Here is a 20,559-nt window from a genome sequence, read left to right as displayed (position 1 = left end):
TCGTTGCTCCTGTATCGGGGCGGTCCTCCGACCCGACGCAAAAGATATTAGCACTCATGGGGGAGGAGTGCTAAAGCTCCCGGAATCAGGTTGGTCACGGAAGGGCTACCCCGGAAACCGAGTGTGAACCCGCCGTCTTATGACCAACTTAAGTCATTGATCTGCCGAAGAAATCGGCAGATCAAAGCTGAATGTGGCGCCCTCGCCGGCCGTGCTGGCCACCCGCAGCCGGCTGCCCATCAGCTCCAGCAGACGTTGCGTGATCACCAGACCGATGCCGGTCCCTTCGATCGCGCCGACCTCCCGTCCCAGGCGATTGAAGGGCTGGAAGAGCTGCGCCATCTGCGCCTCCGTCAGGCCGGGGCCGGTGTCGCTCACGCTGAGTTCGATCCGCGAATCGTCGATCCGCCGCGCCCGGAGCTGGACGCGCCCGCCGTCATGGTTGTACTTGACGGCGTTGCTGAGGAGGTTGGTCAGGACCTGCTTCAGCCGGGTCGCGTCGGCGCGCAGCCGGCCGGCGTCAGGCGCCAGGTCCACATCGATCGTCACGCCGCGTCGCTGACGCTGGGTCTCGATCATCGCGAGGCTGTCCGAGGCGATCGGCCCCAGGTCCTGGTCGTCGATCTGCACGCGCAGGCCGCCGGCGTCCAGCCGGGACAGGTCCAGCGTGTCGTTGATCATTGCCAGCAGATGCCAGCCTGATTGCTGGATCTGCGTCAGCCAGCCGCGTTGCCGGGTGCTGAGCGCCGACTCCGGATCCGACTCCAGCAGTTGCGAGAAGCCCAGCATCGCGTTGAGCGGCGTGCGCAGTTCGTGGCTCATGCGGGAGAGGAACTCGTTCTTGGCGCGGTTGGCGCCGAGCTCGGCCTCGTGGATGCGCTCCAGCTCCGCGAGCCGGAGCTGCTCGCCGATGTCCTCGACGACGCCCAGCAGCCGCGACGGCTGCCCCTGCGCATCGCGCAGCAGGCTGACCGTCGACCGCACCGTGATCACCTGTCCCTGTGCGCCGATGTAGCGCTTGATGCGGCTGTAGCGGCCGAGCTCGCCGCGGATCAGCGCCATGCCCAGCCGGCTGTCCTCGGCGCGATCCTCGGGATGGGTGATCGCCAGCACGGAGCGCGCCTTCAGCTGCTCGATGCTCATGCCGAGCAGCTGGCAGAAATAGGGGTTGATCTCCTGCGGCCGGGCGTTGAGATCGCAGGTGACGACGCCGATCGGCGCGTGCTCGACGATGTCCCGGAAGCGCTCCTCGCTGACGCGCAGGCGCTGCGTGGCCTCTTCGACGCGCCGCGCGACCCGCGCGGTGCTGCCGGTGACGGAGAGCAGCAGCAGCCCCAGCAGCGCGGTGCCGACCAGCCCCGCGATCGCGAAGGGCAGGGCGGCGCCGCCTTCGAGCACGGGCAGCCCCGCCGGGTTGTAGACGATGAGACGCCAGGCGCGTCCGGCGAAGTCGAAGTCGCGCGACTGGCTCGGCAAGGTCTCGGGGAGATGGAGGCAGCGCTCGTCGCCGGCCAGCAGCGGACGGCGACTGCCGGCGGTGGCGTCGATCAGGCAGTAGTCGAGCCGCCCCGCGCGAGCGGGCAGCGCGTCGTGCAGCAGCGCCTCGGGACGCAGCGTCGCGAAGGCCACGCCGGTCGGCCGGCGGGCGCGGCCGGCGGCGTCGCGCGGATCGGTGGAGCCGCCTTCATAGAGCGCGCGGTAGACGACCACGCCCATCAGCGTCACGCCCGCGTCCTGGGAGAGCGGGAAGCTCTCGCTCGCCGACGGTTCGCCGGTCGCCATCGCGCGTTCCTGCGCGGCGCGCGCCTGCGGGATGTTGCGGACGTTGGCGCCCATCGCCGGCCGGTTGCGCGCGAACGGCGCGATCAGCCGGATCGGCACCCGGTCCTCGGCGGGGTCCGGGGTCAGGTCACCCGGCCGGCGTCGTTCATACACGCGATAACCGACGTAGCCGTCCGCCTGCGCCGCCTTCTCGAAGGCGGGCAGGTCCTGCGGACGCACCAGCGGCGCCCAGCCGACCGCGTACACGGCGCCGCCGGCGCGGGCCCGCTCGGCATGAGCGCGTTCGAAGTCGACGCGGCTGATGTCCGGCGCGACCAGCAGCAGGCTGTGATTGGCCTCGAGCGCGGTCAGCGGCATCGACAGCGTGTCGGACAAGGTGTTCAGCGCATTGACGGCTTCCAGGTCGAAGGCGTGACGCCTGCGGCCCTCCTCGTTCCGGGCGACATGCAGCGTGGCGCCGAACAGCAGCGCACAGGCGATCAGCATGGGCAGCGCCACGCTCAGCCGCCGCGGCGCCCAGTGCCTGCGCGGCAGGCCGAACAGCGCCAGCGATACGGGCGCGCCGATCAGCACGCCGATCGCGTCCCCGACCCACCAGGCGAACCAATGTCCGGCGACCTGCGAGGGTCCGATCGCTCCCGCGAGCCACAGCGCCGCGACGCCGAAGCTCGGCCCGACGAGGCACGCGACGCCGGCGGTCGCGGCGAGGAAACGCAGGAGTTCGGCGGGCTCGCAGAGCGGCGGGTGTTCGCCGGTCCACCGTCTCGCGAGCCACGCACCCAGCCACGCCTGCAAGGCGCCGCCCAGGCCGATCAGCAGATGCTGCAGCGGCTGGATGTGCGAGCGCTCGATGCCGAGCGTGAGGCTGACCGCCGCCCCGCCGATCGCGATGCCCGGCAGCACGCCGGGGCCCCAGCGCAACGCGGCGGCGACGGCAAGCCCGGCGGCGGGATAGATCGGGGAGACGAAGTCGGGCGGCAGGATCAGCTTCAGCGCCAGCACCCCGAGCGCGGCGTAGGCCAGCGCGATGGCGAGGTTGAGGAGCACCAGCCGGATGGCACCGGCCGACCCGCCCGAACCGCCCGGTGGTCGTCCCTCGCCGGTCTCGTCGAGCGCCAGCGCGATGGAGGCGGACGTGGCGGGGGCGGACGCGTCGGTCATGAGCGCCAGCCTACCCTCGCCGCGACGCGCCCGGTACGTCGGTTTGCCCCCGGATCAGGCGCTTGTCCTGCGAAACCAACGACGGTGCGAAACCGGCAATGGCGTCAGGCCGGCAGATCCCAGCCGAGCCCGAGGCTCTTCTGCAGCGCGACGAAGTCCTTCAGCAGCGCGGACTCGCCGTCCAGCGCCTTCAACCGTGCATCGGTGTCGCGGCGCTGCGCGTCGAGCAGGTCGATCTGGCTCGCGGCGCCGGCCTGACGGCGTTGCCGCGTCAGGTCCAGCGTCCGCGCCGTGGAGCCTTGCTGCGCCAGCAGATGCTGGACCGATTGCCGTTGACGGCCGAAGCGCGCCAGCGAGGTGTTGGCGTCCTGCAGCGCGCCGAGCACCGCGGCCTTGTAATTGGCGACGGCCTCGTCGCGGCCCGCTTCGGCCTCGCGCACGGCGGCCGCGGTCCGGCCGAAGTCGAGGAAGTTCCAGCTCAGGTAGGGCACGGCGGCAAGCGCGAGGTTGTCGGTGCGCAGCAGCTTGCCGGGGTCGGTGCCGGCGACGCCGATGTTGCCCAGCAGGCTGAGCTTGGGGAAGTACTTCGCCTTCTCCTGGCCGATCTGCGCGTTGCGGCCGGCGAGGCGGCGCTCGGCCGCGCGGATGTCCGGACGACGCTGCAGCAGCGAGGCGGGATCGCCGATGGCGACGCTGTCCGGCGCGTGGGGCAGCGCGAGCGGCTCCGCCTGCGAGGTGCCGAGCTGTTCATCGAGCGCGCCGGGGGCCTGTCCCGTCAGCAAGGCGAGCCGGTCGAGCGAGGCGGCGATGTCCGCCGCCACGTCGGCCAGCGAGGCCTGCGTCGCTTCGCCTTGCTGGGCGCGTTGCTCGACGTCGTCGGCGCTCGCGACGCCCTGGTCGCGCCGCTGACGCACCAGCGTCAACGCCTGCGCGTCGAAGGCCGCGGTGTCGCGCAACAGCGCCTGCCGGCGTTGCTGGGCGCGCAGGCCGACGTAGGTCGAGGCGACCTCCGCCGTCAACGAGACCTGCGCATCGGCGAGGTCCGCCTGCACGGCTTGCGCCTGCGCCGAGGCGGACTCGACCGCGCGCCTTGTGCCGCCGAAGAGGTCGACCTCCCAGGTCGCATCGAAGCCGACGCTGTAGAGATGGAGCGAGCTCTCGTGGTCGGTGCCCGGGCCTTGCCAGACACCGGCGCCGAGCGCCGACGCCGAGCCCTTCGGACGGCCGTTGGCTTCCTGTTCGTTGAAAGCGGCGCGCGCGGAACGCAGGCGCGCTTCGGCGGCTTGCAGCGTCGGGCTCTGGTTCAGCGCCTGTTCGACGAGTCCGTCGAGCGTGGCATCGCCGAGCGCGCGCCACCACTGCGCCGCGACCGGCGCGGGTGCGTCGGCTGAGGTCTGAGTCGTTGCGCCGGTCGGCGCGTCGTCGCGCTTGAAACGCGACTGCTGGAGCACATCGGCCGCGACGGCCGGCGCGCCTTGGTAGTCGGGACCGACCGTGGTGCATCCCGCGAGCAGCAGCATGGCGGCCGCAGCCGCCACGGCCGACAAGGTCGTGAGCGTGGTGAGCCTGAGCGGCCCCGAGAGCCGGAAGCGGGAGAGCGGAACGGAGGGGTGGGGAAAGTGGAGCATGGGACTCTCAATGCGCGTCGTTGGACACCGGCGCCTTGCCGGGCTGCTGCGGTGTCTTGAGCGTGAGCGCGAGCGGGACGCAGAGCAGCAGCGCGGCCGCGAGCACGTAGAAGGTTTCGGAGAAGGTCATGACGCTGGCCTGCTGATGGATGGTCAGCACGATCTCCTTCATCGCCTGCAGCTGCGCATACGCGAAGTCGCCCACCTGCGCGAAGTGGCTGGCGGTGCTGCCGGCCAGGCGTTCCTGGACCAGCGTGGAGTTCGCGTTGAGCGTCTCGCCGAGCCGGTCGATGTGCAGGCTGTTGCGCCGGTCGATGAAGGTGCCGATGACGGCCAGCCCGACCGAGCCGCCGAGGTTGCGCGCCATGTTGTAGATGCCGGCGGCGTCGCCCGATTCCTCGCGCGTGACGGTGGCCATCGAGGCCTGGTTGAGCGGCATCATGCAGAGCATCTGCCCGACGCCGCGCAGCAGTTGTGAGCCGATGAAGTCGTGACCGACGCTCTGCGCGGTGAGGCTGATGTCGAGCAGGCAACTGGCGGCGAACGCGGCCAGGCCGAGGATCACCATCACGCGCAGGTCCACGCGCGAGATCAGCCGCGGCAGGATGGGCATCATCAGGAAGGCGGGCACGCCGGCCAGCAGCATGATCGCGCCGGACTGCTGCGCGTTGTAGCCGGCGATCAGCGCGAGGAACTGCGGCACCAGGTAGGAGATGCAGTACAGCCCGGCGCCGACGGTGAACACGATGACGATGACGCTGGCGTAGTGCCAGTTGCGCATCAGGCGCAGCCGCAGGATGGGCTTGGCGGCGTAGCGCTGCGAGAGCGCGATCATCGCCATGCCGATCGCCGAGACCAGGCTCAGCGTGACGATCAGCGAGGACTCGAACCAGCGCTCGCGCTGGCCTTCCTCGAGCACGACGGTGAGCGTCGACAAGCCGACCGCGAGGCCGACGATGCCGAGCCAGTCGGCGCGGATGAACTCCTCCAGATGCATGCGCTGCGCGGGCAGCCCGAGCAGCAGCAGCGCGAGCAGCGCGGCGCAGACCGGCACGTTGATGAAGAAGCACCAGTGCCAGCTGGCGTTCTCGGTCAGCCAGCCGCCGAGCACCGGGCCCAGCAGCGGGCCGAGCAGCACGATGAGCCCGAACAGCGTCATGCCGACGGGGAGCTGATGACGCGGCAGGCGTGTGCGGATGATGGTCTGCGCGGTGGGGATCATCGCGCCGCCGGTGAAGCCCTGCCCGATGCGGGCGAGGATCAGCATCGGCAGGCTGCCCGAGAGGCCGCACAGCACCGAGAAGAAGGTGAACAGCGCCGCGTTGCCGACCAGGAAGTTGCGCAACCCGAAGACGCGGGTGAGCCACGCGGCCAGCGGGATCATGACGATCTCCGACATCAGGTAGCCGGTGGAGATCCAGGTGCCTTCGGTGCCGGTCGCGCCGATGGCGCCCTGGATCTGCGGCAGCGCCGAGTTGGTGATGGAGATGTCCAGCGTCGCCATCAGCGCGCCGAGCGCGCCGGCCGCCACGGCGATCCAGTCGGCCGTGCTGGCATTGGGCTCCGCGTGCGGGGCGGCAGTGGGAACGCTCGAGGCGCTCGATGCATTCGGCGCACCGGGCGCGGCCGACGAGGCGGCCTCAGCCATGGCGGGCTCCGCGGGTGTCGACGTCGGTGGTCACGGACAGGCCGGGCAGCAGGCGGTCGCGCAGCGCCGGATCCGCCTGCGGATCGAGTTGCACGCGGATGCGCACCGGCACGCGCTGGACGATCTTCGTGAAGTTGCCGGTGGCGTTCTCCGACGGCAGCAGCGCGAACTGCGCGCCGGTGCCGGGGGAGAAGCTCTCGACGGTGCCGTGCAGGTCGAGGTCGGGCAGGGCGTCGACGTGCAAGGTCACCGGCTGGCCGGCGCACATGCGGCCGATCTGCGTTTCCTTGAAGTTGGCGACGAGGTACACGTCCTGCGTCGGCACGACGGTCATCATCCGCGTCCCCGGCTGCACGAACTGGCCGACGCGCACGGTGGTGTCGCCGATGCGGCCGTCGATGGCGGCGCGCACGACGGTGTCGTCGACGTCGAGGTGGTTCTGGCGCAGCGCGGCCTCGGCGGCCTCGACCTGCGCCTTCGACTGCGCGACCTGCGCCTCGCTCGACTTCAGCCGGCCGTCGGCGGCCTTCACCGCGGCCTCGGCGGCGGCGAGGCTGGCGACGGCCTGGTCGCGGTTGTTGCGCAGTTCAGCCAGGCGTTCCGCGGTCGTCGCGCCGGTGGCGGCCAGCGGCGTGTGGCGCGTGACCTCGTCCTGTGCGTGCGCCAACGCCAGGCGCGAGGCTTCGGCCTGGGCGCGCGTCTGCGCGAGCTGGCCCTGCTGCTGGAGGATGTCCGCCTCGAAGCGGCGGATGTCGGCCTTGCGGCCGTCGATGGTGGCCTGCGACTGGTCGGCGGCGGCCTGGTACTGGCGCGCATCCAGCTTCACGAGCGGATCGCCGCGCTTCACGGCCTGGTTGGCGACCACGTAGACCTGCGTCACGTAGCCGCCGACCTTGGGCGCCGCGGTGACGCTGTCGGCCTTCAGGTAGGCGTCGTCGGTGGTCTCGATGAAGCGGCCGGTGGTCCACCAGTGGACGCCGTACGCGCCGGCGGCGACCAGCGCCGCTGCGGCGATCACCAGCAGCAGGGGCTTGCGATTCGAGGCCGGCTTGGAGGGTAAAGACGAGGGCGGCACCGGGGCCGATGCGGGGGAGGACGCCGGGGCGTCGGGCCCGTTCGGGCCGGCGGAGGTCTGCGAAGACATGGGACGTGGCCGGGCGCGCCGGCTCGAAGAATTATTCCGGTCGCTATCTTTTTCCAGTTGGAAGATTTCTGTCAACTGGTATATTTTTGACTTCAGCCAGCTTTACACATGACCGAACGCCCTGTCCGAGCCCCCCGACACCGTGCCGACGCCGCCTATGCGCGCGGCGAGGAGACGCGCCGCCGCATCATTGACGTGGCGCTGCGGCTGTTCAGCGAGCGTGGTTTCGAAGGCGCCTCGACGCGCGAGATCGCGAAGGCGGCCGGCGTCAACGCGCCGGCGCTGCAGTACTACTTCGACAACAAGGAAGGCGTGTACCGGGCCTGCGCGCAGTACATCGCGGACAGCCTGACGGCGCATTTCGATCCGGTGGTGGCGCGGACGCAGGCGGTGCTCGACGATGCCGCTGCCACGCCGGACCAGCTCTTCGAGGCTTTCGGGGACATGCTGGATGCGCTGACCGACTTCCAGCTGTTGCCGGACGACGCCGAGCACCGCCGGCTGTTCATCGCGCACGAGCAGATCGGGCACGCGCCGGGCGTGCTGTTCGAGCTGTTCGACCAGGGGCACCGTCCGAAGATGGGCGAGATGTCGGCGAGGGTCGTCGCGCGCTACTGCGGCATGACGGAGAAGGACCCGCTGCTGGCGATGCGCGTGATGATGCTGTGCGGGCAGGTGATGGTGTTCTCGCTGGGGCGGCGGACCATGCTGACCAAGCTCGGCTGGGAGCGCTTCGGGCCGGAGGAGGTCGCGACGATCAAGCGGTCGTCGCGCGAGCACAGCCGGGCGCTGATGGACAGCTGGCGCCGGGAATCGATCGCGTCGTAACGAGTCGTTGACGCATGCCCCTGCCGGGTGACGAAGGTCAGTACGGCGGCGGGGACCGGATCCCTAGACTCCGCCGCTGTCGTCATCTCCAGGACTCCCATGACCGCAGCCGCCATTGCCACCCGCAGCTACTTCGAACACTTCGGTGTCGTCCCCGACATCTCGCGCCATGTCGGCCAGCCGCCGGTGCTGCGCGCCGACGGTGCCATCCAGTGCGCGGAGCTCGTGAAGTCGCTGGCCGGCGCCCCGCGCACGCAGCCGGACAACTGGAAGAAGGGCACGGCGCTGACGCCGGCCTTCGTGGGCTCGCTGCAACTGGGCACGCCGATCGCGAGCGGCTGGAACGCGGGCGGCTACTACCCGAACGGCTCCACGGGCCAGCACTCGGGCTTCTTCTCCGGCGTGGTGAAGGACAAGAGCGGCGTGGTGATCGGCTTCAAGATCGTCGAACAGTACCGCGGCGTGGACGCGATCAAGGAACGTGAAGTCTACTTCGACCCCGTGGCCCACAAGAAGGCCAACACCTACTTCTATCGCGGTCTCGACTACGCAACGATCCAATGGTGACCACACTTCTGCGGGCCGCGCTGCCCGCCTCGATGATCCTGGCCTGCGCGACGGCGTTCGCCGCGCCGGAGCCGTTCTCCTGCCCCACGGAACTCGGCGCGACCGAGCAACGTGCCGCGAGCGCGCCGGCAGGCTGGGAAGCAGCCGTGGAAGGCGCCGGCCCGACGCGACATGCGCTGACGGGGTTCCAGATCAACCTGGGCCCGGTGAGCAAGTCCGACGGCGCGATCTACGACGATCTGAAGGAGAAGAAGGATCCGAAGGGCGGCGTCACCGAGACGGCGACCTGGAAGGTCGGCGCGCTGGAAGACGCGTATGCGGTGTGCACGTATCACCGCACGGCGGTCGTGCTGGTCCGTCCGTTGAAGGGCTACGCCGAATGCCGGCTGGTGAACCAGCGCACCAAGGACACTGCGTTCCGGATGAAGGAAGCAGGCTGCCGCTGAGCGTGGCGCCTTGCCCATGAGAAACGCCCGCGCAAGCGGGCGTTTTGCGTTTCAGGGCCCCTGCGCGCTTGATCGCGGCACGTCCGCGAAAGCAATTTTTTGAGCGCGAGTCCGAATTGATCAACTTCGACGTCGAGCGTCGCGGCATGAGCGCAACAAACCCCAGACCCCCCGAAATGCGAGGCTTTGGAATCGCCCTGTAATGGCCATCTCGTCTTGAAGTCGAAGGTGGAATGACATGGTGGAAGGCAAGGAATTCGGGAGCGTTTCGGATGCGGGCAACGCGAGCATCAAGCGCTTGATTGAAGAGATCGGGGTCTGGACACCTCTGCTCGGCCTGGTGATTGAGGGGATCGGATCAAGCGCGTCGCAGATCGTGCAAGCGCCGCCGTACGAGGTCGTCTCAAGGAAGCTCGAAGTCGATGGCTACGTCTTCGACATCCAGGTGATCCATTGGGAATGCAACGCGCCAGGACTCACGTCCAACCTCTACTTGAGGAATGGACGAGGGCATCTCGTCCACAAGGCGCCGAGTCCGCTGCGGGACCGGCCGCACTTTCTGACGAGCGTTTGCGCATCGTCCTCCTGGGCCGATCGATTCACTCCGGAGACCGATCCCATGCACCCCGAGGCGCCGTCGCCGGAAACGCAGACGTGGGCGAAGCTGCTGGTCCAGCTGGACGAACTCGGGGAGGAGATCTACGCGGCGTTCATTCCCAAGAAGGCCGAACAGGAGGTGCAGGGCTTTGAGGCGAAGGGATTCTTCCCGACGTATGAAGGACTCGATGACGACGAGCAAGCCTGGCGCCGCGGGCATGCGCGCGAGATGGTTCGTCAGATCTACATCGCCGAGCCCCGGTTGTTCATTGGCGGCAACCACCAGCAAACCAAGGTCCTCATCCGGTTGCTTGATCGTCTGGCGGTGTCGAGCGACAACGATGCGTTGATGGAAGTGCTGAATGGAGCGCTGGATCTGGACTCTGAATCCCTGGCCCGACTTGCTGGTCATCTTCGCCGCTCGTCGATGGAGAACGTCGTGGCCACGATTGAAGTGTTGCAACGGCGGGCTCTAGCGGTGCAGCAGTTGCGGCACCTGATGAACGAGCATCATCGCGAATTGCTCGAGACGCCAGACCTGCAACGCATCATCGAAAACAACACTTGGCTCTTTGGGCCCCGATACGAAACGATCGGCGCCGAGGACGACAGCTTCACGAAAGTCGCTGAGTCGCTGCGTGAGAGCGTGTTTGGAAATCTGGATGTGAATGAAGACGACGTCGACAGGTTGGAGCACCTCCCGGCGGCGAGGCGGCAGACGGATCTCTTCCTGGCCCGGAAGTTCCCAACGCTGGATTCAGCCGGGCAGCGCATCTACAAGTGCATCGTCATCGAGATCAAGAGGCCGTCGATTTCGCTCAACAGGAAGCACTTGCGCCAATTGGAGGACTACTCCGACATCATCAAACGACTGCCGGAGTTCAGTTCCGAGAAGGTGCATTTCGAGCTGATCTTGATCGGTCGCAAACTCTCTTCGCGAGAAGGCCTGCTCACGGACCGTTTGTTCGACCTCTCGGGGCGCGGGGAGCAGGGACTTGTCGAAAGCCGTCCACGCATGAAGCTCTACGTGATGAACTGGTACTCGCTCCTGGACAGCTTCGAACTGACCAACAGCTTCATGCTGGAAAGGCTGAAGCTGAAGCGGGCGGAGCTTGAAGGGAAGACGAAGACCGAGTTGGTCACCGAGCTCCAGGAAGCCCATTGAGCGGAACCGGCCGGATGCGCGGGGCGCATCCGGTCAGCTCAGCTTGATCCTCGCCGCCTCGAAGTTCTTGGGCGCCGTGGCGAGCACGGTCAGCGCCTGGATGAGGCGCTCGATGTCGAGCAGCTTGTCGTAGAAGCCGTCGATGCCGGCCTCCACGCATTGCGGGCCGTACTCGCTCTCGTCCGCGGTCGTCAGCAGATAGGACGTGCCGTTGAAGCCGCCCGCGCGCAGTCGCTGCAGCGCGGTGAAGCCGGAACCCGATCGCAGTTCCACGTCCGCCAGCACCACGTCCGGCGCGCAGAGGGATGCGGTGACCATGGCCTGCTCTTCGCTGCCGGCCTGACCCACCACCATCGCGCCGGGCACGACGCGCAGGCGTTCGGACAGGTACTTGCGGAAGGTGTCGGAGGCGTCGACGAGGAGGATCTTCATGATGGTGCTCAGCCGGGAAGTGGCGTGAACCATTCTGAGGCTCGCGCCAGTCACCGGCGAGCAGGGAAGCGCGCGACTTCTTGTCGGGAATTGCCTGACACGGTACGTCAAGCGGGAAGTCCGCACGCCCGGGCGCGTCTGCTTTAATCGACGCTCAACTGCGCTCCTGCCATGACCTACGTTGCCTCGCTCCTGACCCTGGCGGCCGTCTACCTGGCCGTCCTGGCCAGCCCCGGACCGAACTTCTTCATCCTCAGCCAACTGGCTCTGGAGGGGCGGGCGCGGGAAGCGCGATGGACGGTCCTGGGGCTGACCACCGGCTCGATCGTCTGGGTCGTGCTGTCGCTCGCCGGCCTGTCCGCGGTCTTCGGCAGCCATCCGATGCTGGCCGCGGCGGTCCGGGTCGTCGGGGCGATCTACCTCATCTGGTACGGCGTCGGGCTGCTGAAGGCAGCGCTGAAGCCGCGCGCGGCGCCATCTGCATCGACGGGCGTCCTTCCGGTCGCGGCCGCGCCGTCGGCCGCCTACCGGACGGGCCTGATGACTGGTCTGACCAACCCGAAGGGCGCAGCCTTCTGGACCAGCGCGTTCGCTGCCATGCTGCCCGTCAATGCGCCGGGATGGTTCCTGGCGGCCACCGTGTCGATGGTGGCGTTGCTGTCGCTGGGATGGCACCTGGGCATCACGGCGGTCTTCGGCTTGCCCAGGCTTCGCAGCCGCTATCTGCGATTCGAGCGCGCCATCAATGGCGTGGCCGGGGGCGCGCTGGTGCTGCTCGGCGTGCAGCGCGCCGTCAGCCGCTGAAGGATCGAGAGCTTCCGCGCTGGTTGCGCCTCAGCGCGATCAGTTCCATCAACAGCGCCACGGCTCCGACGAGCATCAAGGCGCCGTTGAAAGGATGCAGGCTCTGCCAGAGCGGAGAAGCCCCCTGCTTGCCGGCGATGACCAGGCCGACCTGCACCACGTAGGCCCCCAGCAACGCCGACGCGTAACGCGTGACGATCCGCATGCGGGCCTTCAGGGCGACCACCAGCGCCGCGCCGATGGGCACGACGAGGAGGAAGCCCGCGATCACGTGGCAGGCCCACAGCCCGCCGTCCTTGAACAGCGCGAGGCCTGCCATCAGGAACTGCAACAGCATCAGCACCACCGTGGCACCGACGCAGGCGAACACATAACGCGAGGCGGAACGCGCCGGCGATGGGAAAAGGGCAGACATGACAGGCTCCTCGAATCACGGTTGAACACCGGCAGCGATCTGCTGCGGTTTCACACCATGTTCGTCCTGCGTTATTAGTTTCTTTTTAAGGCCGGGAACGAGAGACGTACGCGCAGTCCCGCGTTGCCCAGCCCGGTGCCCGTCTCGATCCGGGCGTGATGCAGACGCGCAATGCGGGCCACCAGGGACAGCCCGATGCCGCTGCCGCGCACCGGGTTGCCGGTCACGCGATGAAAGCGCTCGAAGATCGCATCGCGCTCGTCCTGCGGAACGCCGGGGCCGTCGTCGACGACTTCCAGAAAGACCTCCGCCGCCTCCGGACCCGTGGGGCCGCAGCGCACCACCACCTGTCCTCCGGGCGAGGTGTAGCGCACCGCGTTGTCCACCAGATTCCTCAACAGGATGCCCAGCTCGTCCACGTCGCAGAGGAGGCCACAGGGCTCGGCGTCGACGCTGATCCGGCGCTGGCTACGCCCGGCGAGCATCTCGAATTCGTCGACGACATGGCGGACGATGTCGTTGAGGTCATGGACGGCGCGCACCGGCACCTGCTCGCCGGCATCCAGACGCGCGAGATCGAGCAGCTGTTCCGCCAGCCGGCTGCTTCTCTGCGTCGCGGCCAGCAGCTTCACGAGCGCGGCATCCTTGTCTTCGAGGGTCGTCGCGCGCAGCGCCACCTCGGCCTGCGCCTTCACCACGGTCATCGGCGTCCTCAACTCATGCGCCGCATCGCCGATGAAGCGACGCTCCGCCTGGACGGTGGCGTCCAGCTTCGCGAGCAGATGATTGAACCCGTGCACCAGCGGCACCAGTTCCGCCGGCAGCGCGGACACCGCCAAAGGCGTCATGTCCAGCGACGCTCGCGCCCTGACGGTCGCCTCGATCTGTCGCAACGGCCGCAGGGCGCGTCGCACGGCCCACCCCATCGCCAGGCCGAGCAGCGACAGCAACGCCGTCGCGATGCCCAGCGCCGTCAACGCATTGCGCTGGAACGGCGCATTGATCAGGCGACGCGGACTGCCCACCTGGACCTGCACCGTGCCCGTCCGGTCGGATGCGGAATACACCCGCCACGACTCGCCGCCGATCTCCACATTCGAGAACCCGTCCGTGAACGCAGGATTCATCGGCGTCGAGGGAGATCCCAGGGTGCTCGAGAGGAGGGTGCGCCGCTCGCTCCAGATCTGGAAGCTCAGCCTGGCGTTCTCGGCGACGAGATCCGGCCGGGGTTCCAGCCGGGGCCCGGCGGCGCCGAGGCCGGCGCCGGGAACCATCGCCACCATCTTGACGCCGATCGACTGCAGCTTGTCGTCCCAGATGCTGATGCTGCTGTGGGTGCTGAAGACGAAGATGGCGACGAGCGCGCCGCACCAGGCCACCGCGATGGACAGTCCGAGCGCCCACCGCATGCGCGCGCGCAGCGAGCGCGCCGTGGACGCGGTGGACGTTGTCGACGCCGTCATGACCGGGGCCGACCGACGCTGTAGCCGAGCCCATGGACGGTCACGATGAGTTCCTCGCCGAGCTTCTTCCGGAGCTGGTGGATGAACACCGCGATCGTGTTGCTCTCGACCGCGTCGTCGTCGCCGTAGACCATCCGTTGCAGGTGGTCGCGCGTGACCACGCGGCCCGCACGCTCCATCAAGGCCACCAGCGTCTTGTATTCGTTGGCGCTCAGGACCACGTTGACCCCGGATCGCGTGACGATCTTCCGGTCGATGTCGACCGCCACGTCGCCGCACACCAGTGTCGGGACGACGCGTCCCTGGCTTCGGCGGGTGAGGGCCCGCACGCGGGCCAGCAGTTCGTCGAGCTGGAACGGCTTGATCAGGTAGTCGTCGGCGCCGGCGTCTAGCCCCTGGATGCGTTCACTCAGCTGCGCTCGCGCTGTGAGGATCAGCACCGGTGTCGAGTCGTAGCGTTCCCGCATCCATCGGAGCACCGACAGGCCGGAGTCGCCCGGCAGGCCGATGTCGAGCAGGACCGCCGCGAAGGTGTGGTCCAGCAGGGCCATCCGGGCGCCGGAGGCGTCCGAGGCATGGGCGATCGACCAGCCGCATCCGGCCATGCCGTCGCGGATGGCCTCGGCCAACATCCCGTCGTCCTCAACCAGCAGCAGGTTCACCGGGCGCCTTCCCGCGTTCCCTCCCGGCACGCCGCCCGCTCATGTCGATGGGCGGGTGCGCGCGGGTGGAGGTCGACAGGGTCTCAGACGTTGAACAGGAAGTTCAGCACGTCGCCGTCCTTGACGACGTAGTCCTTGCCTTCCGCGCGCATCTTGCCGGCGTCCTTCGCGGCCTGCTCGCCCTTGAACTGGATGAAGTCGTCGAAGGCGATCGTCTGCGCGCGGATGAAGCCGCGTTCGAAGTCGGTGTGGATCACGCCCGCCGCCTGCGGCGCCGTGTCGCCGACGTGGATGGTCCACGCGCGCACTTCCTTCACGCCCGCGGTGAAGTAGGTCTGCAGACCCAGCAGCTTGAAGCCGGCGCGGATCAGGCGGTTCAGACCCGGCTCGTCCTGGCCCATCTCGGCCAGGAACATCGCGCGGTCCTCGTCTTCCATCTCCGACAGCTCGGCCTCGGTCTTGGCGCAGATCGCCACCACCGGCGCGTTCTGGCCCACCGCGTATTCCTTCAGGCGGTCCAGGAACGGGTTGTTCTCGAAGCCGTCTTCCGCCACGTTGCCCACGAACATCGCCGGCTTGGCCGTGATCAGGCACAGCGGCTTCAGGATGACCAGCTCTTCCTTGCTGAAGTCGATCGAGCGCACCGGCTTGGCCTGGTCCAGCGCGACCTGGCACTTCTCCAGCACCTTCACCAGCGCCGCCGCGTCCTTGTCGCCCGCGCGCGCCACCTTGTTGTAGCGGTGCAGGCTCTTTTCCACCGTCCCCAGGTCGGCCAGGCACAGCTCGGTCTGGATCACCTCGATGTCGGAGATCGGATCCACCTTGCCGTTCACGTGGATGACGTTCGGATCCTCAAAGCAGCGCACCACGTTCACGATCGCGTCGGTCTCGCGGATGTGCGACAGGAACTGGTTGCCCAGGCCTTCGCCCTTGGACGCCCCCGCCACCAGGCCCGCGATGTCCACGAACTCGACGATCGCCGGCACGATGCGCTCGGGCTTGACGATCTCCGCCAGCTTCCCCAGTCGCGGATCCGGCAGCTCGACGATGCCCACGTTCGGCTCGATTGTGCAGAAGGGATAGTTCTCGGCGGCGATGCCGGCCTTCGTCAGCGCGTTGAAGAGGGTGGACTTGCCGACATTGGGCAGGCCCACGATGCCGCATTTGAGGCTCATGGTTGGCTTTCGGGGGAAATGCTGGGGTGCTGTTCGGGCCTGCGGCACGCGCGGGCGAAACCGGCATTTTAGTCAGGCGGCGCTCCCGCCACCTTCCCACCACCTTCCCGCTGTCTTTCCCACCGGCTTTCCCACCGGCTATCCCACCGGCTATCCCACCGGCTATCCCGCCTTGGATCACCGCCTGGAAGTCCGCCCGGGACGCCCGCATCGCCCCTGCCTACAATCGCCGTCCATGGAAAAGTTCGACGTCCTGGTGCGCGGCAACGGCTGCGTCGGTCGCAGCCTGGCGCTGGCGCTCGGCGCCCGCGGCCTGCGCGTGGCCCTGCTCGCCCGGCCGACCGCCCCCTCCGGCTCATCCTCGTCCGCCGACGTGCGTGCCTACGCGCTCAATGCCGCCTCCGTCGCGCTGCTCACCCGGCTGCGCGTGTGGGAAGGCCTCGCCGAGGACGCCCGCACCCCCGTGCACGACATGCGCATCCACGGCGACCGCGCCGGCGCGGAACTGCACTTCAGCGCCTGGCAGCAGGGCGCCGGCGAGCTCGCCCACATCGTCGACGCGGCCGCGCTGGAGGACCAGCTCGACGCCGCCCTGCGATTCGCGCCGCACGTGCAGCGCGTGACCGAGCCGGTCCCCGCCACGCTGCAGGCCCTGTGCGAAGGCCGCGACACCGGCGCAGCACAGGAATTCGGCGTCCAGTACGAGCGCCACGACTATGGCCACATGGGCGTCGCCACGCGGCTGATCGCCAGCAAGCCGCACCAGGGCCAGGCCTGGCAATGGTTCCGTTCGCCGGACGTGCTGGCGCTGCTGCCCTTCGACCGTCCCGAACCCGGCCACAGCTACGGTCTGGTCTGGTCGCTGCCCAAGGACGAGGCCCGCCGCCTGATGGCCGCCGGCCCCGCCGAATTCGAATCCGCGCTGCTCGAAGCCACCGGCGGTGCCGCCGGCACGCTCAAGCTGGCCGGCGAGCGCCAGTCCTGGCCGCTGCAGCTGTGCCGCGCCGACACGCTCTGCGGCCCCGGCTGGGTGCTGCTCGGCGACGCCGCGCACCTCGTGCATCCGCTGGCGGGGCAGGGCCTGAACCTCGGCCTGGCCGACGTGGAAGCGCTGGTGGACGTGATCGTCCGTCGCGAATCCTGGCGCAGCCTCGGCGACGAGAAGCTGCTGCGCCGCTACGCCCGCGCCCGCATCGCCCCGACCTGGGCGATGGGCGAGCTGACCGACGGCCTGCTGCGCGGCTTCGCCAGCCAGGCGCCGGTGCTGGCCCGGCTCCGCAATGAAGGCCTGCGCCTGGTCGACCGCGCGGGCCCGCTCAAGAAATGGCTCACGGCGCGCGCGCTCGGCCACTGAACGGCCTCGTCCGTTCATCCTGAAGTCCCTCGAAAGATCCCATGACCGCCCTGCAGTCCAAGTCCTTCTTCCGTCTGTCCCGCGCTTCCCGCAAGACCGTGGCCCTGGCCGCCTCGCTGGCCGCGCTCGGCCTGTACGGCTGCACCGCCCAGGCCAACGAGGACACCATCCGCAAGAACCTCGCGACGGTGATGCCCAAGGAGATCAAGATCGACGAGATCCGCCCCAGCCCCATCGCCGGGCTGTGGGAGGTCCGCATCGGCAGCGAGATCCGCTACACCGACGCCACCGGCCAGTACCTGATCGAAGGCGAGATCCTCGACCTCAAGAGCCGCAAGAACGTCACCCAGGAACGCATCGAAAAGATCACCGCGATCGACTTCGCCTCGCTGCCGCTCAAGGACGCGATCGTCTGGAAGAAGGGCGACGGCAAGCGCCGCATCGCCGTGTTCGCCGACCCGAACTGCGGCTACTGCAAGCGCTTCGAGAAGTCGCTGCAGGAGGTCGACAACATCACCGTCTACACCTTCGTGATCCCCATCCTGGGCGGCGACTCGCCGGAGAAGTCCCGCACCATGTGGTGCGCCAAGGACAACACCGTCGCCTGGCGCAACTGGATGATCGACGGCGCGATGGCGCCCCCGGCCGACGCGAAGTGCGACAGCTCCGCCATCCAGCGCAACCTGGCCCTGAGCCAGAAGATCCGCGTCAACGGCACGCCGGCCATCCTGTTCGAGAACGGCACCCGCGCCCCGGGCGCGATCAGCCCGCAGCAGCTCGAACAACGCTTCCAGGCGATCCAGGAAGCGGACAAGAACCAGAAGAAGTCCTGATCGAGCCCCTTCGATCCCGGCCTGAATCCCGATTGATCCCCGATTGATCCCAGACTGCCCCCGATGAGCGACCGCACGCCCCACCATCCCGCCCCGGTGCACGCCGCCTCGGCCTCCGTCAACCCGATCGCCGCGCGACTGGGTTATGCGGGGCTGATCCCCTTCGTGCTCGGCGCGGTGCTGGTCTGGCTGGTGCGCGAGGACGCCCATCCCTACGTCACCGACGGCCTGTCGCGTTACGCGGCCATCGTGATCACCTTCCTGGGGGCGGTCCACTGGGGCCTGGGCATGCGCCAGAGCGTCCCGTCGCCGTCGCCCTTCATCTGGGGCGTGGTGCCGGCGCTGCTGGCCTGGATCGCCTCGACGATGCCGCCCTACGCCGGCCTGGTGATCGAGGGCTTCCTGCTGATCGCCTGCTACGTCGCCGACCGCAAGCTGTACCCGTCGCTGGGTGCGTCGGCCTGGCTGACGCTGCGCTTCCGGCTGAGCGCCGTGGCGGCGCTGAGCTGCTTCATCGCCGCCCAGGGAACTTGAAGGCCCGCCCCTGAAGTCCAGAACCCGAGAACCCGCACGGGCGTCGATCCGGGCGAACCCTGGCCCGGCGCCCTGAACGGGAACCGCCCAGAAACGCGCACCCCGTGCACCACGCGCGGGCCAGCCTTGGTAGGCTGTTCCTCATGACCGCTCGCCCCACGATCCATTACCGCATCGCCGTCGCCGACCCGCACGCGCACCGCTTCGAGGTCACGCTGACCGTGCCGGCGCCAGAGGCGCGCCAGGTCCTGAGCCTGCCCGTCTGGATCCCCGGCAGCTACCTGGTGCGGGAGTTCTCCCGCCACCTGGGCGCCGTGACGGCGCGCCAGGGCCAGCGGGAGGTGCTGGTCACGCAGACGGCGAAGAACCGCTGGGAGTTCGAGTGCGCCGGCCGCGGCGCGCTGGTGATCAGCTGCCCGGTCTACGCCTTCGACACCTCCGTGCGGGCGGCCTTCCTGGACGCGCAGCGCGGCTTCTTCAACGCGACCGGCCTGTGCCTGCGCGCGCACGGCAAGGACGACCTGCCGCACCGCGTCGAGCTGACCGGCCTGCCCGAAGGCTGGGACGTCGCCACGGCGATGACGCCGGTCGAAGACGCGCCGTTGCAGTTCGAGGCTGCGGACTACGACGAGCTCGCCGACCATCCCTTCGAGCTGGGCCCGTTCTGGCGCGGCGAATTCGTGGCCGGCGGCGTGCCGCATGAGCTCGTCGTGTCGGGCGCGTTGCCGATCTTCGACGGCGAACGGCTGCTGCGCGACGCGCAGAAGATCTGCGAGACGCAGATCGCCTTCTGGCACTGCGGCAAGAGCAAGCCGCCGATGTCGCGCTATGTGTTCCTGCTGAACTGCACCGACGACGGCTACGGCGGGCTGGAGCATCGCGCCAGCACGGCGCTGATCGCGGCGCGGCGCGACCTGCCGCGCCTGGGCCAGTCCGAGACCAGCGACGGCTACGTGAAGCTGCTGGGCCTGATCAGCCACGAGTACTTCCACACCTGGAACGTGAAGCGGCTGCGGCCGGACGTGTTCGAGCGCTACGACTACGAGCAGGAGAACTACACCGAGCTGCTGTGGTTCTTCGAAGGCTTCACCTCGTACTACGACGACCTGTTCCTCGTGCGAGCCGGGCTGATCGACGAGGCCCGCTACCTGAAGCTGATCGCGACCACCTTCACGCAGGTGCTGGGCGCGCCGGGACGCAAGCACCAGAGCGTGGCGCGCTCCAGCCTGGAGGCCTGGACCAAGTACTACCGGCAGGACGAGAACACCCCCAACGCGGTCGTCAGCTACTACGCCAAGGGCTCGATGGTGGCGCTGGCGCTGGACCTGTCGCTGCGCGGCGCGGAGAAGTGCGAGAAGCCGATGTCGGTGGACGATCTGATGCGCGGCCTGTGGAAGGACACCGGCGGTGGTCCGGTGAGCGAGGCGAAGATCCTGCAGAAGCTCGTCGACATCGGCGGCGAGGCGATCGCGCAGACGCTGTCGACCTGGGTGCACGGCACCGAGGACCTGCCGCTGCCGCAGCTGCTGGAACGCGTGGGCGTGCGCTGGTGCCTGGACAAGCCGACGCTGGCGCAGCGGCTGGGGCTGCGGGTGACGGAGAGCGACGGCATCGTGACGGTCAAGAACGTGCTGCTGGACAGCGCCGCGCTGGCGTCCGGGCTGAGCGCGGGCGACGAGATCGTGGCCTGCAACGGCTGGCGCGTGCGCAAGCTGGAAGACCTGCCGCTGACGCTGAACCATGTCGATCCGCAACGGCTGGAGCTGCTGGTGACGCGTGACCAGCGGATGCTCCATCTGGCCCTGACGCTGCCGACGCAGGACAGCGCGGCGCGGCCGGTCTGCCTAGGCCTGCTCGACAAGGCGCCCGCGCGTGCGCAAAGCCTGCGGCGCGCATGGCTGGGTGGCTGAGACGTCGACTC

Annotated in this window: 18 protein-coding genes; 9 read left to right on the top strand and 9 right to left on the bottom strand. The window is 68.7% G+C overall.

All coding sequences use genetic code 11. The features are described from left to right. Positions 1 to 153: 153 nt before the first annotated feature. From ACQZ13_RS25185 to ACQZ13_RS25170, 4 genes are all read right to left on the bottom strand, one after another. Positions 154 to 2,943 (bottom strand): CHASE domain-containing protein, encoded by a 2,790-nt coding sequence (locus ACQZ13_RS25185; RefSeq protein WP_431048607.1) that lies wholly within the window; start codon positions 2,941 to 2,943, stop codon positions 154 to 156. Between the two features lie 104 nt (positions 2,944 to 3,047). Further along, a complete protein-coding gene (locus tag ACQZ13_RS25180) occupies positions 3,048 to 4,571 on the bottom strand; it encodes an efflux transporter outer membrane subunit (protein WP_431048606.1) in 1,524 nt (507 codons plus the stop codon). Between the two features lie 7 nt (positions 4,572 to 4,578). Further along, the gene (locus ACQZ13_RS25175; protein WP_431048605.1) at positions 4,579 to 6,219 is read right to left on the bottom strand and encodes an MDR family MFS transporter; all 1,641 of its coding nucleotides are present in this window, start codon (positions 6,217 to 6,219) and stop codon (positions 4,579 to 4,581) included. Then, positions 6,212 to 7,363, bottom strand: a complete 1,152-nt coding sequence (locus ACQZ13_RS25170) for an HlyD family secretion protein (RefSeq protein ID WP_431048604.1) — start codon at positions 7,361 to 7,363, stop codon at positions 6,212 to 6,214. Before ACQZ13_RS25170 ends, ACQZ13_RS25175 begins: the two co-directional genes overlap by 8 nt. Before the next feature lie 108 nt (positions 7,364 to 7,471). On the opposite strand from ACQZ13_RS25170, the gene ACQZ13_RS25165 reads away from it, so the two are divergent. The 4 genes from ACQZ13_RS25165 (at position 7,472) to ACQZ13_RS25150 (ending at position 10,966) form a co-directional block, all read left to right on the top strand. Continuing rightward, positions 7,472 to 8,191: a CerR family C-terminal domain-containing protein gene (locus ACQZ13_RS25165; protein ID WP_431048603.1), complete on the top strand. Its 720-nt coding sequence runs from the start codon at positions 7,472 to 7,474 to the stop codon at positions 8,189 to 8,191. 99 nt (positions 8,192 to 8,290) lie between these two features. Then, a complete protein-coding gene (locus ACQZ13_RS25160) occupies positions 8,291 to 8,758 on the top strand; it encodes a BPSL0067 family protein (RefSeq protein ID WP_431048602.1) in 468 nt (155 codons plus the stop codon). Beyond that, positions 8,755 to 9,204: an STY0301 family protein gene (locus ACQZ13_RS25155; protein WP_431048601.1), complete on the top strand. Its 450-nt coding sequence runs from the start codon at positions 8,755 to 8,757 to the stop codon at positions 9,202 to 9,204. The genes ACQZ13_RS25160 and ACQZ13_RS25155 overlap by 4 nt, the downstream gene beginning before the upstream one ends. Positions 9,205 to 9,442: 238 nt before the next feature. Further along, on the top strand, positions 9,443 to 10,966 hold the full coding sequence (locus tag ACQZ13_RS25150) for a hypothetical protein (protein ID WP_431048600.1): 1,524 nt from the start codon (positions 9,443 to 9,445) through the stop codon (positions 10,964 to 10,966). A 33-nt stretch (positions 10,967 to 10,999) separates the two neighbouring features. On the opposite strand, the gene ACQZ13_RS25145 is transcribed toward ACQZ13_RS25150, so the two are convergent. Then, the gene (locus tag ACQZ13_RS25145; RefSeq protein ID WP_431048599.1) at positions 11,000 to 11,398 is read right to left on the bottom strand and encodes a response regulator; all 399 of its coding nucleotides are present in this window, start codon (positions 11,396 to 11,398) and stop codon (positions 11,000 to 11,002) included. 171 nt (positions 11,399 to 11,569) lie between these two features. Between ACQZ13_RS25145 and ACQZ13_RS25140 the strand changes: the two genes are divergently transcribed. Continuing rightward, a complete protein-coding gene (locus tag ACQZ13_RS25140; protein WP_431048598.1) occupies positions 11,570 to 12,202 on the top strand; it encodes a LysE family transporter in 633 nt (210 codons plus the stop codon). Here the strand turns inward: ACQZ13_RS25140 and ACQZ13_RS25135 are convergent. The 4 genes from ACQZ13_RS25135 to ychF all read right to left on the bottom strand — a co-directional run bounded on the left by ACQZ13_RS25135 (position 12,192) and on the right by ychF (position 15,917). After that, positions 12,192 to 12,617, bottom strand: a complete 426-nt coding sequence (locus ACQZ13_RS25135) for a DUF6220 domain-containing protein (protein WP_431048597.1) — start codon at positions 12,615 to 12,617, stop codon at positions 12,192 to 12,194. The two genes, ACQZ13_RS25140 and ACQZ13_RS25135, sit on opposite strands and share 11 nt — an antisense overlap. 74 nt (positions 12,618 to 12,691) lie before the next feature. Continuing rightward, a complete protein-coding gene (locus tag ACQZ13_RS25130; RefSeq protein ID WP_431048596.1) occupies positions 12,692 to 14,080 on the bottom strand; it encodes a sensor histidine kinase in 1,389 nt (462 codons plus the stop codon). After that, positions 14,077 to 14,742 (bottom strand): response regulator transcription factor, encoded by a 666-nt coding sequence (locus ACQZ13_RS25125; RefSeq protein ID WP_431048595.1) that lies wholly within the window; start codon positions 14,740 to 14,742, stop codon positions 14,077 to 14,079. Before ACQZ13_RS25125 ends, ACQZ13_RS25130 begins: the two co-directional genes overlap by 4 nt. Positions 14,743 to 14,825: 83 nt before the next feature. Further along, on the bottom strand, positions 14,826 to 15,917 hold the full coding sequence (gene ychF, locus ACQZ13_RS25120) for a redox-regulated ATPase YchF (protein ID WP_431048594.1): 1,092 nt from the start codon (positions 15,915 to 15,917) through the stop codon (positions 14,826 to 14,828). Between the two features lie 235 nt (positions 15,918 to 16,152). Between ychF and ACQZ13_RS25115 the strand changes: the two genes are divergently transcribed. The 4 genes from ACQZ13_RS25115 to ACQZ13_RS25100 all read left to right on the top strand — a co-directional run bounded on the left by ACQZ13_RS25115 (position 16,153) and on the right by ACQZ13_RS25100 (position 20,548). Next, positions 16,153 to 17,271, top strand: coding sequence for an FAD-dependent monooxygenase (locus ACQZ13_RS25115; protein ID WP_431048593.1), 1,119 nt, complete (start codon positions 16,153 to 16,155; stop codon positions 17,269 to 17,271). 41 nt (positions 17,272 to 17,312) lie between these two features. Then, positions 17,313 to 18,104 (top strand): DsbC family protein, encoded by a 792-nt coding sequence (locus tag ACQZ13_RS25110; RefSeq protein WP_431048592.1) that lies wholly within the window; start codon positions 17,313 to 17,315, stop codon positions 18,102 to 18,104. A 63-nt stretch (positions 18,105 to 18,167) separates the two neighbouring features. Beyond that, a complete protein-coding gene (locus tag ACQZ13_RS25105; RefSeq protein ID WP_431048591.1) occupies positions 18,168 to 18,638 on the top strand; it encodes a DUF3429 domain-containing protein in 471 nt (156 codons plus the stop codon). Between the two features lie 143 nt (positions 18,639 to 18,781). Beyond that, positions 18,782 to 20,548, top strand: coding sequence for a M61 family metallopeptidase (locus ACQZ13_RS25100; RefSeq protein ID WP_431048590.1), 1,767 nt, complete (start codon positions 18,782 to 18,784; stop codon positions 20,546 to 20,548). The last annotated feature ends 11 nt before the right edge of the window (positions 20,549 to 20,559 follow it).

This window comes from Roseateles sp. L2-2 (assembly GCF_050613215.1).
Taxonomy (GTDB): domain Bacteria; phylum Pseudomonadota; class Gammaproteobacteria; order Burkholderiales; family Burkholderiaceae_C; genus Roseateles; species Roseateles noduli.
Note: the sequence above shows the minus strand (reverse complement) of the source record. Positions and strands in the feature narration are given on the sequence as shown.

Bases quoted from the DNA above. Each gene is read 5' to 3' on its own strand.
- ACQZ13_RS25180 (WP_431048606.1), bottom strand. From the start codon at position 4,571: ATGCTCCACTTTCCCCACCCCTCCGTTCCGCTCTCCCGCTTCCGGCTC.
- ACQZ13_RS25135 (WP_431048597.1), bottom strand. From the start codon at position 12,617: ATGTCTGCCCTTTTCCCATCGCCGGCGCGTTCCGCCTCGCGTTATGTG.
- ACQZ13_RS25115 (WP_431048593.1), top strand. From the start codon at position 16,153: ATGGAAAAGTTCGACGTCCTGGTGCGCGGCAACGGCTGCGTCGGTCGC.
- ACQZ13_RS25150 (WP_431048600.1), top strand. From the start codon at position 9,443: ATGGTGGAAGGCAAGGAATTCGGGAGCGTTTCGGATGCGGGCAACGCG.
- ACQZ13_RS25175 (WP_431048605.1), bottom strand. From the start codon at position 6,219: ATGGCTGAGGCCGCCTCGTCGGCCGCGCCCGGTGCGCCGAATGCATCG.
- ACQZ13_RS25100 (WP_431048590.1), top strand. From the start codon at position 18,782: ATGACCGCTCGCCCCACGATCCATTACCGCATCGCCGTCGCCGACCCG.
- ACQZ13_RS25105 (WP_431048591.1), top strand. From the start codon at position 18,168: ATGAGCGACCGCACGCCCCACCATCCCGCCCCGGTGCACGCCGCCTCG.
- ACQZ13_RS25185 (WP_431048607.1), bottom strand. From the start codon at position 2,943: ATGACCGACGCGTCCGCCCCCGCCACGTCCGCCTCCATCGCGCTGGCG.
- ACQZ13_RS25110 (WP_431048592.1), top strand. From the start codon at position 17,313: ATGACCGCCCTGCAGTCCAAGTCCTTCTTCCGTCTGTCCCGCGCTTCC.
- ychF (WP_431048594.1), bottom strand. From the start codon at position 15,917: ATGAGCCTCAAATGCGGCATCGTGGGCCTGCCCAATGTCGGCAAGTCC.
- ACQZ13_RS25165 (WP_431048603.1), top strand. From the start codon at position 7,472: ATGACCGAACGCCCTGTCCGAGCCCCCCGACACCGTGCCGACGCCGCC.
- ACQZ13_RS25130 (WP_431048596.1), bottom strand. From the start codon at position 14,080: ATGACGGCGTCGACAACGTCCACCGCGTCCACGGCGCGCTCGCTGCGC.
- ACQZ13_RS25145 (WP_431048599.1), bottom strand. From the start codon at position 11,398: ATGAAGATCCTCCTCGTCGACGCCTCCGACACCTTCCGCAAGTACCTG.
- ACQZ13_RS25170 (WP_431048604.1), bottom strand. From the start codon at position 7,363: ATGTCTTCGCAGACCTCCGCCGGCCCGAACGGGCCCGACGCCCCGGCG.
- ACQZ13_RS25160 (WP_431048602.1), top strand. From the start codon at position 8,291: ATGACCGCAGCCGCCATTGCCACCCGCAGCTACTTCGAACACTTCGGT.
- ACQZ13_RS25140 (WP_431048598.1), top strand. From the start codon at position 11,570: ATGACCTACGTTGCCTCGCTCCTGACCCTGGCGGCCGTCTACCTGGCC.